The following is a 14924-nucleotide window of genomic DNA, read 5'->3' as shown; positions in this document are numbered from 1 at the left end:
TTGCTGCGCTGAAGCTGCTTCTTGCGGCGTGCGCAGGCTGAGTGAGCAAGGGACGGCAGGCTTCAATCCCTGTCCAGCGGCGCAACCAGGGGCAAGGTGATGTGCACCGTGGTGCCCTGGCCTAGCGTGGACTCGATCTGCAGTGAGCCACCCAAGGTCTTGCTGACGAGGTTGTCGATGATGGCCATGCCCAGGCCGCTGCCGCCTTTGCCGATCTTGGTGCTGAAAAAGGGAATGAAGAGCTTCTCAAGCGTGGCGGCATCCATGCCGCAGCCATTGTCTTTGCAGCTGATGCGCACATGATTGGACCCGGCCGCCTGCGCCGTGATCAGCAATTCACCGCCTTGAGTCTTGCCATCGAATGCATGCAAATAGGCGTTATTGATCAGATTGGTCAAGACCTGGCCGAGCGGGCCGGGATAGCTGTCCAGCACGATACCTTCGGGTATCTGCTGTGACAGGCGGTGCGGCTGCAGCCTCAGGCTCGGCGCCAGGGCTTCGAGCAGCTCCTGCACCGCGCCGCCCAAATCGAAACGGCGACGCTGTTCGCTGGCCTGGTCGGTGGCCACTTGGCGAAAGCTCTGCATCAGATCCAGCGCGCGCTCAATATTGCGCGCCGCCAGCTCGCTGCCTTCGCGCACCCGCTGCACAAATTGCGTCAGCTCACTGCGCCGCAAATTCCCCTCAGCCATCGCTTGGGCAAATTCTTTGGACAAGGCGGCCACGGTGTTGGCGCTGATCAGGCTATTGCTCATCGGCGTGCTCAGCTCATGCGAGACACCGGCGGCCAGCGTATTGAGCGTGGCGCGCGCCTCGCTGCGGGTCAGCTCTTCTTGCGAGTGCCGCAGCTTGCCCATCGCCTCTTCCAGCTCGGCGCCGCGCTGCGCGACGCGTAGCTCCAGCGTGCTGTTGAGTTCCAGGATGCGCGCCTCGGCCTGTTTGCGTGCACCGATCTCCACCATGGTGCCGGCAATCATCAAGGCACGCCCCTGAGCGTCTCTGCGCAAGACCTTGCCGCGCGCCGCCACCCAGATCCAGCGCCCATCGGCATGCGGGCGCCGGTATTCGGCTTCATAGCTCTCGCTTTCACCGCGCAGATGCTTCATCAGGCTTTGCCGAATCATGGCTCGGTCGTCCGGGTGGCAATCCTCGTACCAGCGGTAGCCTGAGCTGGCTCGAAATGCTTGCAGATCCAAGCCCGCCATCTCGGCCCAGCGCTGATTGACCTGCATCGCTTCGGTCTCGAAGTCGTATTCCCAGCTGCCGGCGCCGGTGCCGGTGATGACATTTTGCAGACGCTCGCGCTCGGCCAGCAAGGACTGCTGCGCGCCTTGGAGTTTGCGGCGGCTCTGCTGCATGCGCCGGGCCGCAAACATCAGCAGCAAGGTGCTCAGACCTCCGAATGCCAAAACCCAGCCGGCGTGACTCTGAGGCAGCGCCCCATAAAAGGCCGGCCGGGGGCGCAGCGCAATTTGCCAATTGCGCCCCGCCACCCGCAATGTCTTGACCCAGTCCCCACTTTGCGGGCTGATTTGCTCGTTGACCTTCGCCGGCCCAGGCCGCGCGCTCACGTCACTGCCCACTCCTATGCCGGTATAGATGGGCCTGCTCATCGACCCCTGGTCGTACAACAACAAGTCCAGATGCTCTGCATCGGCGCGCCCGGCAGCTTGCGCCAACAGTGTCGGCAACTCAATCACCACCGCGAGGTAGCCGCGCAGCTTGGTGGACGAAGCGGCTGCACGATCGGGGTCACCAAACACCGCCGCCGTGATGGCGAAACCAAATGCGTTGGAGGCCGAAATATCGCCGCGCAGCACCCGGAAACTCTCCGACGCGACCGGCTCGGCGCTGGCCGCTGCCTGCAACTTGGACGCCATGCGCAGCGCGTCGGCACCCAAATTGAAGCCCAAGGCTGCGCCCTGCTCTGGCCAGGCATACAGCACCGGCAAATAGTCGGCGCGGGCGGGTGCGGCCAGCCAGACACCGGTCTTCTCGTCGGGCTCGACGATGCGGTAGCCCTGCAAACCCTGGGCCCTGGCCTCGGCCTCAAACTGCGCGCGCTCAAGCGCGCCCACCACCGGCTGCCACTCCAGCACCGTCACGCTCGGCAGCTGCCGAGTCAGGCCCTGCGCATAACGATTGAAGTCGGCGCGTTGCAAATGGGTCTGCAGCTGCAGCATCAGACCGCCATTTCTCGCCGCCTCCACCGCCCGCATCAGTTCCAACTCCACCGAGCTCAACACGGTCTCCGCAGCGGCGTTGAGAATCTCATCGCGGCGCATCGCCTCTGCTTGGTGCAAGGATCGGTAGCCCAACAGGCTGATGCTGGCGCCGACCAATGCGATGGCCGCGATCAACAGCCCGTCGAGCAAGCCGGCGCCTAGGTGTGGTTGACGGGGCGGATGCTGAGCGTCAGTGAGTTTGGGCATGGGCAATTTGAAAGGTCCGCAGATTCAGTCACCAGGCAGTTTAGGGACTCTCAAGCAAGGATTGCTGGGCTCATGGCGGCTCTTCAGCCGATAGATCACCTCACGCTCGATGCCCTCCAAATTGCTGGCCGGATCAAGCAGCACCGGCTGGCCCTTGAGCACTTGCTCGAAGAAGTGACAAACATGCAGCTGGCCGTTCATCGCCCCCTTGCCAAAAACCTCGTGGTCCTCATCCTTCTGGCCCATTGCGCCCATGCGGCCGAGGTCAATATACGTCGCCAAGGGCGCCAAGGGCTCGGTGGTGCCCAGGCCCAGCGCATGGCATTCGGGCGGACGCGCATCGGTGGCGCGCCGCAGCACATGGTCATCGGCATTCAGCGTGACGAAGACCATTTCGCGCTGCGCGAGCCGATTCAGCCAGGCCGAGTGGCCCACATCATCGGCATCCGCCTGGGTCAACAGCACCGACGAAAACAGGTTCTTCACGCCCGGCCAAAAGCCCTGCTCGACCGCCTTCTCGACCACCACCGCACCCATGCTGTGTACCAGCAGCGCCATCTTGCGGGCCTTGGGATGAGCGGCACTGTGCTTGATCAAGGCCTCCAAGACTTGGCCCAGCGCCTTCGCCCCGGCCTGCGTATGGCTCAGCGGCAGCGTGCGGTCGAAAAAATTGAAACCCTCAAAGGCGGCGTCCCAATTGAACATCAGCACACGGGCGTCATAGCCCAGCTCCAGCTTGTGTACCGCCAAGCCCTTGGTGAAAGTGCCTCCTTTGAGGCTTTTGCCGGGCTCCTTGCCGCGCCCGTGGACGAACAAAATAAGGGGCTTGCCGCTCGCCTCCAGGCTTTGCATCAGCAGCTCGGCCTGTTCAATCCGCCAAGCCTTGCCGTCCGACGTGTACAAAGGCGTTTCGGCATTGAAGTGAAGTTTCGACATGGCGTCTCCTGGGCAGCAAGGTTTGAAGAGCAAAGCTGAGGATAAGACCGCAGACCGCTGCGGCGCCCCGAGGCAAACCCTGCTTGGGAGGCTCGGCACAACGCTTGGCGGCGCGTGCTGGTACGGCCTCGGTCGGTTTTCGGCCGATCAAGAGGTGGCAAAGACGGAATAATCAATGTTTTGGCAAGGCCCAAGCCCGACCCCGAAACTCACCCACGACGCCGATTTGCGCCCATGCAGCTATTTTTGACCGACGACGATTTTGCCCAGCTGGAGGCTAGGCTTGCCAGCACCGGCACCAGCATGCCGCGCCAAACCAATCATGTGCCAAGTACCGACCAGGTGGCCTTGGCTTGGCATTTGCGTGAACGCGATAGCCGCCGCGCGGTGTCTTTGGCCCAGCAGGCGCTGGCCGAGTTGGCATTGGGCTCGGCTGATGACCCGCAGACTGCCCGCCATAGGCTGCGCCTGCAGCTGCTCTTGGCCGAATGCCACTGGCTGTTTGCCGAACTCGACCTGGCGGAGAGCCAAACGAGGGCCATCATTCAAGAAGCCAAACGCCTGCCCGACATCTTGGTCCTGGCCGATGCCCATTTGCTGCTGGCCCACATCGCCGGTGACCGTGGTGACTTGGCCGGGCGCTATGCCGAGTTGGATGCGACCGCCGCCATGGCCGTCGGCAGCGGCGACGACTTCCGGATGGAATTCGCGCAGCTGTGCATCGCCCATGCCGCGCTGCGCCAGAACACCCCGGCCGCATCGGCGCAATGGGGGGCGCAGGTGCGTGAGCTGCTGGCAAAGCCTGCGCACCCGGCCCTGCATGTGATGTGCAATGAATTTTTGACCTTTGAGGCGCTGCAGAAATCCGACTTTGCGGCCGTCTTTCGAATCTGCAGCCATACCGTCGGCCCGCTGAAGCGGGCCGGCATGGTGCGCCAGATCGCGCTGTCGATGACGCTGTTGGGCGTGGCCTACGCCAATCTCAACGACGACACCCAGGCGCTGGAATGGATGCAACGCAGCCTGGCGCTGGCGCGTTCGACCGGCTGGCCCCTGGTGCTGGGCAATGCCTTGCTGCAGGTCAGCAGCGTGCAACGCTCGCTGAAACAATTTGAAGCGGCCCAGGCCGCGCTGAACGAAGCCTTGCCCCTGCTTGAACCGCTGAAGCACTCACGCACCTTTGCGCTCGGTTTGGTCTATCTGGCCGAATTGCAACGCGATATGCAGCAACCCGCAGCCGCCCTCGAGGCGGCGCGGCAGTTCGATGCCCCCGCCGCCGAAGCGCGTCCGCTGGATTTGCGCCTGCATGCTTTGGCGGTCGCGGCCTTGTCGCTGTCCGAATTGGGTCGGCCCGACGAAGCCCTGGCCACCGCCAACACGGCGCTGCAACTGGCCCGGGGGGCCGACCTGCCCTTGCATCTGTCGGATGCGCTCGGCACCTTGGCCAGGCTGCACAGCCAGCACCGCCTGCCCGCACCGCCGGACATGCAGGCGGCCAGCGCCAGCCTGCACTTTCTCTTGCAGTCGCTGGCGGCTTTCCCGCCCGAGCTGCAAACGGAGGGCGTTCCGCCCAGCGTGTTTGACGCGATCGCAGCCGAATACGCGAAGCTGGGCGATCACGCCCAAGCTTATGCCTACGCCCAAAGAGCGCGCGCCGCCAGCGAAGCGGTGCACGGGCAGGATGTCAGCAAACGCCAAATTTTGCTGGAGACCAAGTTCCACACCGAGCGCAGCGAGCTGCTGAGTCAGACCAGCGCCACACTCGGGCGCCTGAGTGTGATCGGCCAGGAAATAACCGGCCATCTGGACGAAGCGGCGGTCTATGCAACCCTCAACCGCAATGTGCACGGTCTTTTGGCGGCCAGCCATTTCAGCGTCTATTTGCTCGACGCGGCCGGCGAGAATCTGGTCTTGGCCTATGGCGCGGAGGACGGCCAACGCATGGCGAGTTTTTCCATTCCGATGGCGCACCCAAGCGCCAACAGCGTGCGTTGCGCGATCCAGCGGCACGAGATCTTTCTCGAGATCGATCCAAAGGGCCAGAACAACCCCATACCCGGCACGCAGCAAACGCTCAGCGCGATGTTCATGCCCTTGATCGCCGGCGAGCAGTTATTGGGCGTGATGTCGATCCAGTCGACCCAGGCGCAAGCTTATGCGGACCGCGAGCGGCTGATTTTCCGCAGCCTTGCCGCCTATGGCGCAATCGCTATTGATAACGCCCAGAACTATCGGCGCCTGGAAGCCACGCTGGTCAGCCTGCACCAGGCGCAGGCCGAGGTCTTGGACAAGAACCAGGAGCTGGAGCGCGCTTACCAGTCGCTCAAGGACATCAGCCTGACCGACCCGCTGACCGGCCTGCGCAACCGACGCTTTCTGGAGCAGAACCTGGCGGGCGAAATCAGCCAATGTCTGCGCCACTACGAGGACTGGCGGCGCCACCCGGTGCAGCCCGCGCCGCAAGATGCGGATCTGATCTTTTTGCTGGTCGATATCGACCACTTCAAGCACGTCAATGACGACTGGGGCCACCCGGCAGGCGACGCGGTGCTGGTGCAGATGCGCGCGCGCTTGCGGCAGGCCTGCCGCGATTCCGACTATCTGGTGCGCTGGGGCGGCGAGGAGTTTTTGGTGGTGGCGCGCGCCACCAATGCGAGTGCTGCGGCCGATTTTGCCGAACGCATCCGCGTTGCCGTGACGCAGCAGCCGTTTGAGATCGAAGCGGCCGCGCCCTTGGCGCTGACTTGCTCGGTCGGGTTTGCGTCCCTGCCCTTCATCGCCGCTCAGCCCGAGCGCCTGGACTGGCAGCAAGTGGTCGGGCTGGCCGACCAAGCGCTCTATATGGCCAAACGCAGCGGCCGCAATGCCTGGGTGGGTTTAAGCGCCACGGCGAAAACCCCGGCCCTGGGCGATGTCAGCGAACTTTTGCTGTCACCCCAGGCCAGTGCTAACGCCGGATGGCTGCGGATTGAAACAATGCGGCCGCTGGCCTAACGGCCGCGTCGCTTTACTTGGCCTTCAGCGCGGCCGTGCCGACGATGCTGTATTGGCCGATGGAGCCGTAGTTGCTATAGCCGCCGGCCAGCAGCGGATTGCCCTTGCCGGCGCCCTTGACAAAGAGATAGTAGGTGCCTGCCGCTGCCAACTTGGTGGTGATGCTGGCATCCAGCTTGTCCAGCGTATTGGCGGTGGCCAAGGTCTTGCCGCTGGCGTCCCTGAGCTCCAGTGCCAGGTCCAGATTGCCGCTCCAGTTGGAGGGCGAAGCCGTCAAAGTGAGCGCGCCGGCCCCAGCCACGAAGCTGAACACATCGACATCAGCAGGCGTTTCGATCACGCCGGTGCGGCTCAGATTGGCGAGGCCGTTGGCTTCGACGCGCGTCATTGCACTGGCCGTTGCGGCGCTATTGCCATGGTCATCGACGCGCGCCGGCAGCCCCTGCTTCAACATCACGGCATAGGCGTCTTCGCGGTTGGTGGCGCCGGAATATTCACCCTTGGCCCATTGCGTGAGGTTCTTGTAATAGCTGACGCCCATGATGGGCGCCCAGCCGGTATCGCCATCGCCCGAGCCACCGTAATAGGCTTGCGCACTGGTGCTTTGGTGATGCAGGCCCAAGGTGTGACCCAATTCATGCGACAAGCATTCGGCGATCGGCTTCTCGGCATTGGCCAGATTGTTCTGGAAGCAGAAGGCCGGGGCTGGGTTGGCCTTGAAGGCCGCGAAGGAATTCAAATAGGCATAGCCGCCCGCGTCAATGACCTGGCTGGTGATCAGAATCGTCACGCCGGTCTTGCCCGCGATGCTGGTGGGTGCCTCGGTAGTGATGTCGACATCGAAGGCGGCATAGTCTTCGGCCACGCGCAGCCAGATTTTCTGGATCATCGCGCGCTCGACCGCGCTGAAGGTGCCCGGCACTTTGTCCAGATCGAAGGCGGGCTTGGCGCCCTCGCCCTTGAAGTTCAGATAGATGATGCGCGAGGAACTGCTGCGCGAATGCAGTGCGAAGGTCTGATCCACCGGGAACGGTGCGCCGCCGGTGGAGGGCACGCCGATGGTGGCTTTGTCACCGGCTTCGGTGATGCCCATATTCGCATCGCTGACATGATGGGTGTGCGCATCTTTGAGGCTGACGTCGGCCTTGCCCGCCCCGGTGTCGATGAATAAGAGCCGACCGCGCGTGTCGATATGGACGGTGCTATCGCTGCGCAGCAGCGTCGTCAATTCTTCGGCGCTTTTGCCGTACCAGGCGGCAACAGCGGGCAGATTCTCGCCGAGCGCATCAATGGCTTGCTGGCCATTGCTCAAGGCCGCCAGCTTGATGCGGCCAAAAGGCGCGTGCTCGGTCGAACCTTCGCTGTTGGCGGGAATGAAGTCGGCCGGCATCTCGATCCCGGCGAGCGGCTTGGACGCCGGCGCGGAAACAGCGGCAGTTTGAACCGCCGCACTCTGCACGGCAGGCAGCAGCTCCGGCATGGCGCCGCTTGGCGCCGCCATGCCGACCGGCCCGGCCGGCGCAGCCAAGACATTGGCGCTGAGCACCACGGCCGCGCTCTGCGGTTCCGCCACCACACTCAAGGTCACACCGCCCACCAGCGCCAGCGTCGCCGTTCCGGTCAAGGTGCGGGCCCAGAGGGGCGCCTTGCGCAGCCGAGCCTGCAAAGTGTTGAAGGCATTCGACTTGCTTGTGGGCTGCTTGGACATGGTGGCGGCGCTCCGGCTTTGATGAATAAAGCTCAGTTCACACGGGACGCGGCGGGGTCAGCTTGAGGGGGGTGAACAGCAGATCTGCTGCCAGCACGGTGGAGTGCTCAAGCCCCTCTTTGAGAGTACTGGCAATGGCCAGCTTCGGCTTGGCAACCCCGCTGTCTTGGCTAAAAAGCTGTAGACCGGAAGCTTTGCGACCCCGGCTTTCGCTCGGGTGTGCCCTGAATGTGAGCAAGTGTAAGAGCCGCCCTCGCGGCTGGATAGCGGTATTTGCGGCCGAGCCGAGCGGCGATGCGTGCGGCGTGAAGAAATGCTCGAATGCCTGAGCCTGTAAGCCGGGCAGCGCGCTGCGCTGAGCCCGTTCAGCTGCCCTATAGTGGTGCTTGCCCAATGGCTTGAACATCCCAATTCACACAGGAGCCCCCTATGGCCAAAAAGACTGCCGCCCCATCTGCCGCGATCAATATCGGCATCAGCGCCAAGGATCGTGAGGCCATCAGCTTGGGTTTGTCCAAGCTGCTGGCCGACACCTACACCCTCTACCTGACCACGCACAACTTCCACTGGAACGTGACCGGGCCGATGTTCAACACCCTGCACCAGATGTTCATGCTGCAGTACACCGAGCTGTGGAATGCAGTCGACCCGATCGCCGAGCGGATTCGCTCGCTGGGCCATGTGGCGCCCGGCTCCTATGCGCAATTTGCCGCGTTGAGTTCGCTGCCGGACGCACCGGCCAAGCCGCCCAAAGCCTTGGAGATGGTGCGCATTCTGGTGGAAGGCCATGAAGGCGTGGCACGCACCGCGCGGGCGCTATTCGCTGTGGTGGGCGGGGCCTCCGATGAGCCGACCGCCGACTTGTTGACCCAGCGCTTGACCGTTCATGAACAGACGGCCTGGATGCTCAGGAGTCTGCTGGACGACTGAGTAGCCAAACCCTGTCTGCGCAGCAGATAGGGTAGGCGCAAAGCGCCGGTCGTGTGGCGGTGCAGCCAACAGACGGCCTGGATGCTCAGGCCTGTGTTGGAGGATTGAGCAGCTTCAAGGCTTTTGCAGTGACTGCAAGACTTGCAATGCCTCGTGCAGCGTCTGCAAGCCAGGCTTGGCCGCGCTCATCAGCGCACAGCTGGCCTCGCAGACTTGGCTGGCCTCGGCGGCATCGACGGGTGGCTGCTGGCGCCAGCCGCCCAAGCGCGCTTCGGCCTCACCCGCCTCGGCCGCCATGGCCGTGGCGCCGAGCGTGGCGGCCGTGCCCTTGAGCGTGTGCAGCAGCCTTGTGGCCGATTCAAAATCGCCTTGCGCCACCTGCCCGCGCAGCTGTTCCGGCAGCAAGGCCAGATCACTTACAAAGCTGCCCAGCAAGCGGATATAGCTGGCCCGTTTGCCACCGAGCCGGCGCAGCGCCAGGTCAAGGTCCACGCCGGCCGCCAAGGCGGCGGCACTGTCCGCAGCAAGCGCGGCAGGCGCTGCGTCCGCGTCCGCTTGAGCGGCCTCGGCAGGCTTGTCCTCCAGCCCGCCAAGCTTGCGCAGCACCCGCACCAGCTCATCGAGATTGAAGGGTTTGCCGATATGGTCATTCATGCCGGCAGCCAGACAAGCCTCGCGGTCGGAGCTCATCGCGTTGGCGGTCATCGCCACAATGGGCAAGCGCGTCAGCGCCAATTCCTGGCGAATGAAGCGCGTGGCGCTGAGGCCATCCATCACCGGCATTTGCAGGTCCATCAAGACCACGTCGAAGGCCTCGGGCGCCGCCACCAGCAGCTCGACCGCCTCGCGGCCGTGGTTGGCAATCTCCACCACGGCGCCTTCGTCGATGAGCAACTCGGACGCGACCTGTTGATTGTTGGGGTTATCTTCCACCAACAGCAGGCGTAAAGAAGCGAGCCGCTGCTCGCCCGCCGCCGTGCCGGCTTGCAGGACTGGTTGAGCTTGGCTGCACGCTTCACGTGCGGTGCGCGCGGCGTCGGACAGCATAGCCGCGGTCAAGGGCTTGAGCACGAAGCCGTCCACGCTGTCATGCTCGGCCTGGGCCTGTTGCGCATACAGGTCACGACCCTGCGCCGTCACCATCAGCAACACCGGCGCATCGCCCTTGAGCCCAAGCTCACGGATGCGCTGGCAGGTTTGCCACCCGTCCAGCCCCGGCATCTGCCCATCGACAAACACCAATTGAAACGGGGCGCCGGCTTCTGCCTTGGCCTGCAGCAGCTTCAAGGCTTGCTCGCCGCTGGCCGCCTGCTCGACCTGCCAACCCAAGCCCTGGCCCATGCGCGCGAGCAAGGCACGTGCGTGGGTGTTGTCATCGACGATCAAAGTGCGCCAGGCGGCGCCCTGCGGCGGCTCGGCGTCGAGAGCTTGTTCAGACAGGGTCGCAGGCTTCGGAAGTGGCAAGGTGATGGTGAAGGCAAAGCGACTGCCGCGCCCGAGTTCACTGTCCAACTTCAACTCGCCGCCCATCAGCGCCACAAAGCGCTGGCTGATGGCTACGCCAAGTCCGGTGCCGCCGAAGCGCCGCGTGGTCGAAGATTCGGCCTGCGTGAAGCCGCTGAAAATGCGCGTTTGGTTTTCGGCGGCGATGCCTATGCCGCTGTCGCGCACGCTGAATTGCAGCGTCACTTCTTCCGCACTGCGTTGCAGCACCTGCACGCGCAACAGCACCTCGCCGCTGGCAGTGAATTTGATCGCATTGCCGCCCAGATTGATCAAGACCTGCTGCAAGCGCATCGCGTCGCCGACCAGGCTGCGCGGCAATTGCGGGTCAATGTCGAACAAGACCTCGACCGGCTTGGCGCCAACCCCGGCGGCCAGAATCACCGCCAAATCACGCAGCAGTTGCTCAAGTCCAAAGGGCTGCGGGTCCAGCTCCATCTTGCCGGCTTCGATCTTGGAGAAGTCGAGGATCTCGTTGAGCAGGCCCAGCAACTGACGCGCGGCGCCGTCACTTTTGGCCGCGTAATCGGCCTGGCGCGGCGTCATCTCGGTCTTGCGCAACAAGGTCAACATGCCCAGCACCGCATTCATAGGCGTACGGATTTCATGGCTCATATTGGCGAGAAATTGGCTCTTGGCAATCGAGGCCGCTTCGGCTGCTTCGATGGCGCGCTGCAAAGCCTGCTCCACGGCTTTCCTGGCGGTGATGTCGGTGCGGATCGCGATGTATTTCTCGATCTGCTCGTCCGCTCCCAGCACCGGCGCGATAAAGGTATCGACCCAAAAGAGCGAGCCGTCTTTGGCGCGGTTGCAAACCTCGCCGCGCCAGGCAAAGCCGGCACTGATGACCTGCCAGATCTCGGACCAGGGCTGCGCCGGCTGCAGACCCGAGTTGACGATTCTGTGGGTCTGGCCGAGCAAGTCCTCACGTGCGTAGCCGCTGATATTGCAGAAAGCGTCATTGGCCATGGTGATACGGCCCTCGCTGTCGGCCACCGAAACAATGGCGGCCAAATTCAGCGTGTTCAGCAGCGCTTGATTGTCACGCTGTGCGACCACAAGCTCGGCTGTTTTGGCCTCTGCCTTGGCCTCGGCCAGCTCCCGCCCTAGGGCTTGTTGACGCAGCAGCGCGGCCAAGAGGATGGTGACCAAGGCGCCCGCCCCAAACAGCAACCAAGGTGTGCTGTGATCCAGGCTGGCGTCGAACTGCGGCGTGCTGTTCATGCGCAAGGTCAGCGGCCGATTGACGATGGTGAGCCCGCGTTGATGGCTGAAGCGCCGCCCCGTGGAATCGGATTGGCCCGGCGCCAAGGCTCGCACATGGCCGTCGCCATCGAAGATAGGCGCGCCCAGCGCCGCGCCGGGACGGGCGTCGTAGAGCTCAAAATCGATGCGCCCGGATTTCACATCCGGCATATCACCCAACAATTCGTTGAGCACGATGGGCGCATAGAGCAGACCCAGCAAGGCCGCACGGCGCTGCTCGGGATTGTCCAGCGGCACGCCACGGCGGAACACCGGCACATAAAGCAACATGCCCGGCGACTTCGTTTGGTCCTGCACCAAGACGATGGCGCCGCTGATGGTGGGCAGGCCGGTGTCGGCAGCCAACTCGGCACCGGCTCGCCGCAAGGCCTCCGAGCCGACATCGAGGCCCAGCGCACCAATATTGTGGGCGGCCGGTTCGATCAGCTTGATCACAAACAGGTCGGGATGATGGAGCTCCGCCAGCTGACGGATGGCAAAGCCGGGCTCACCGTCGGCGCGCTCGGCGGCCAAAAACCGCTCCAGCTCGGCGCGAAAGACATGCTCGATATAGCCAAAACCGCGCACGCCGGGGAACTCGACGGCGAGTTCGCGCGAGCCGATATTGGCGCGAAACTCGGCCCGGCTGAGTTGCTGGCGCAGCGCCTGGCTGGCCGCATAGGCGCCACGCACGCCCTTCAAACCGTAGATGGGCTGGGCAAAACGGTGTTCAACTTCGCTGGCCGTGCGCTCGACATTGCGCAAGAACTCGGCCTCAGCTTCGGTCTCTATCGCGTGCCGTTGCCACAGGCCCGCCAGCGCCGACAGGCCCAGCCCGAGCAGCAACAGCAGCAGCGTCAGCCCCCTACCGCCGGAACGCGCCAAAAGTCGCTGCCAAAACGCCATGCGGGATTCCGTTCTCGGAGATGCCGGTTGGTCTTCACCCTTGCTTTCACGATGCTATCCGAACTCGGTCGCCGAGGGCGGGCTGAAATGACAGCTTTTCGGCCTGCTGGCGTATCCGCCGCAGGTCCATCACCGTTTCTGCATGAACTTGCACATCTCCAAAGCCTCACGGCCCGCAAGAGACGCCTCGCTTTTGCGAGCTGCATACCAATAAAACCGAACTCGCTGGCCTGCGCACGCGGGTGCGAGCAATTGGCCACACTTCAACGCAAAGCAGGGTGACTACTTATAAGCGCGCAAATTTTCGCTGCTACCATCCGCCCCGCCTTACTCTTGGTAAGGCAAGCTCAAGAGCGACAACAGTCGACGAGTAGGGAGGTCAAAGTCAAATAGTCGTGGCATATCTGGCGCCTGCCGTTCCCGGCGGGCAGACCCGCGTTGAGCCACGACCCCCCCCCATTCGCGACAAGACAGATCAATCATCAAAGCACCACGCTTTCGACGCGCGGAGCCCCTGGTTGCTGTTGTTGGGTGCTTGTGTCCCACCAATTTTCAGGTCCACCAAATTCAATGAAGCTCTCCACGTCCCTTTTCGCACTGGCTCTGTTGCAACTCACTGGCTGCGCTTCCATCGTCAGCGGCACTAACCAGCCCCTGACCGTTGAGACGCGCGCGGACACCGGCGTCGTATCTGGAGCGAACTGCAAACTCAGCAATGACAAGGGCTCCTGGTACCTCACCTCACCGGGAAGCACGACGGTGAACCGCAGTTTTCAAGATCTGTCGATCACCTGTGAAAAGCCTGACTACAAAACCGGCTTGTTGACTGTCAAGTCATCCACCAAGGGCATGGCATTCGGCAACATCCTCTTGGGCGGCGTCATCGGCGCGGGCGTAGATGTGGCCACGGGTGCCGCCTATGACTATCCAGCTGTGATCACGGTGGTCATGGGCACAAATGGCGTGTTGGTCGCACCAACACCGGCACCAGATCCTGCTGCGCCTTCCGCTGCCGCAAGCGGCGCCGCCAAGTAAAACCAGCACTCGCCGCTGAGCAAGCAATTTGCCCGTGTTCCTGCCTCTGCGTTGAAAGGCCAGCATGAAAAGAAGCGCTTATTCTCTAACCCTGGGATCCGCCCTCGCCGTTGCGATGGTCTTTCTCGGCGGCTGTGCAAGCAAGGCACAGTACTACCAACTTTCGGTGGACAACCTCAGCCTGATCAAGACGGCACCAAAGCCCGTGGCCGTCGGTGCGTTCACCGTAAACGCTGGGGCCACCGGGGCGAGTTCGATCGGCCTGCGTGGCTCATCCATGGTTTCACCTCTGGGCAGCAACTTCGCGGAATACTTGGCCGATGCGCTACGTCAAGAGTTGTCGATGGCGGGCAAGCTTGACGCAGGGTCGGCCATAGAAATCAGCGGTTTGCTGCTCAAGAACGATATTGCGGCGGGAGGCATATCGACCAATAGCGGAGAAATCGAAGCGCGCTTTATCGTCAAGCTTGCAGGCGTGCAACGCTATGACAAGACGCACCGCACCGAAATGTCTTGGGAGTCGTCCCTCATGGGCGCCATTGCGATTTCAAAGGCGCAGCAACAATATCCGTTGATGGTTCAAAAACTACTGAATCAATTGCTGTCAGACCCAGCCTTCCAATCCGCCATCAAGTAAGGTCTCCAAAATGAAACACTGGCTTTCTATCCTTCTTTCCTTGACTCTCGCTGCATCCTTGGCGGGATGCGCAAGGCCGATTTTGCTGAACCCAAATTCAGTTGACTATTCAAACATCAGCGCCGCGAAAATCGACAAAAAACTGGGCTTGGTGATTGCCGAGACAGACCGGGCACGCGAAGTCACGACGCCGGGCGGTGGAGGAGACAAGGTCAGCTACTTCCCGTACCGAGACTTGGAACTCGGGCTTTATTCCGCATTGTCCAAGTCGTTTGCGGAGGTCAGCAAGGTCAAGGGCTTGGACGAGCCCAAACTCAAGTCTGAGGGCTATAGCTATCTCGTCACGCCTAACATTACAACGACATCATCATCAAGCAGCGCCTTGACTTGGCCACCAACTTACTTCTCCATCGATATCAACTTGCCATTCCTCGACTTGCAGGGCAAGCCGGTCAAGGAAATCAGGGTACAAGGCGAGGGACGGGCAGAATTTGATGAATTCAAATCTGATCATTCGCTCGCGGCGAAACGCGCGGCCGATGATGTCTTGAAAAAGCTCATCAAAGCAATTTCCGATTCAGCTCCTGCCTTGCGCTAG

At 62.6% G+C, this 14924-nt stretch carries 9 protein-coding genes and 1 riboswitch; of the genes, 5 read left to right on the top strand and 4 right to left on the bottom strand.

Going from position 1 to position 14924, the window contains the following annotated elements; translation table 11 throughout:
• Nucleotides 1-62 precede the first annotated feature (62 nt).
• Both LNV09_RS01640 and LNV09_RS01635 read right to left on the bottom strand, forming a co-directional pair.
• The gene (locus LNV09_RS01640; RefSeq protein ID WP_263555326.1) at nt 63-2432 is read right to left on the bottom strand and encodes a CHASE domain-containing protein; all 2370 of its coding nucleotides are present in this window, start codon (nt 2430-2432) and stop codon (nt 63-65) included.
• Between the two features lie 24 nt (nt 2433-2456).
• Entirely contained in the window at nt 2457-3368 is a 912-nt protein-coding gene (locus LNV09_RS01635; protein WP_263555325.1) for an alpha/beta hydrolase, read from the bottom strand.
• 234 nt (nt 3369-3602) lie between these two features.
• Between LNV09_RS01635 and LNV09_RS01630 the strand changes: the two genes are divergently transcribed.
• Nucleotides 3603-6362 (top strand): diguanylate cyclase domain-containing protein, encoded by a 2760-nt coding sequence (locus LNV09_RS01630; RefSeq protein WP_263555324.1) that lies wholly within the window; start codon nt 3603-3605, stop codon nt 6360-6362.
• Between the two features lie 13 nt (nt 6363-6375).
• Here LNV09_RS01630 and LNV09_RS01625 read toward each other — a convergent pair whose 3' ends face one another.
• Complete coding sequence (locus LNV09_RS01625; protein ID WP_263555323.1) at nt 6376-8070, bottom strand: PPC domain-containing protein; 1695 nt, start codon at nt 8068-8070, stop codon at nt 6376-6378.
• A 148-nt stretch (nt 8071-8218) separates the two neighbouring features.
• A riboswitch (cyclic di-GMP riboswitch) is annotated at nt 8219-8304 on the bottom strand.
• A 195-nt stretch (nt 8305-8499) separates the two neighbouring features.
• Here LNV09_RS01625 and LNV09_RS01620 point away from each other — a divergent pair.
• Nucleotides 8500-9000, top strand: coding sequence for a Dps family protein (locus LNV09_RS01620; protein ID WP_263555322.1), 501 nt, complete (start codon nt 8500-8502; stop codon nt 8998-9000).
• A 114-nt stretch (nt 9001-9114) separates the two neighbouring features.
• On the opposite strand, the gene LNV09_RS01615 is transcribed toward LNV09_RS01620, so the two are convergent.
• Nucleotides 9115-12654 carry a CHASE domain-containing hybrid sensor histidine kinase/response regulator family protein gene (locus LNV09_RS01615; RefSeq protein ID WP_263555321.1) on the bottom strand — a complete coding sequence of 1180 codons (3540 nt, stop codon included), beginning with the start codon at nt 12652-12654 and terminating at the stop codon, nt 9115-9117.
• A 570-nt stretch (nt 12655-13224) separates the two neighbouring features.
• Here LNV09_RS01615 and LNV09_RS01610 point away from each other — a divergent pair.
• The 3 genes from LNV09_RS01610 (at nt 13225) to LNV09_RS01600 (ending at nt 14924) form a co-directional block, all read left to right on the top strand.
• Complete coding sequence (locus LNV09_RS01610; RefSeq protein ID WP_263555320.1) at nt 13225-13689, top strand: hypothetical protein; 465 nt, start codon at nt 13225-13227, stop codon at nt 13687-13689.
• 64 nt (nt 13690-13753) lie between these two features.
• Nucleotides 13754-14326: a YajG family lipoprotein gene (locus LNV09_RS01605; protein WP_263555319.1), complete on the top strand. Its 573-nt coding sequence runs from the start codon at nt 13754-13756 to the stop codon at nt 14324-14326.
• A gap of 10 nt (nt 14327-14336) precedes the next feature.
• Nucleotides 14337-14924: a hypothetical protein gene (locus LNV09_RS01600; RefSeq protein ID WP_263555318.1), complete on the top strand. Its 588-nt coding sequence runs from the start codon at nt 14337-14339 to the stop codon at nt 14922-14924.

Source organism: Paucibacter sp. B2R-40 (assembly GCF_025717555.1).
GTDB lineage: Bacteria > Pseudomonadota > Gammaproteobacteria > Burkholderiales > Burkholderiaceae_C > Paucibacter_A.
Note: the sequence above shows the minus strand (reverse complement) of the source record. Positions and strands in the feature narration are given on the sequence as shown.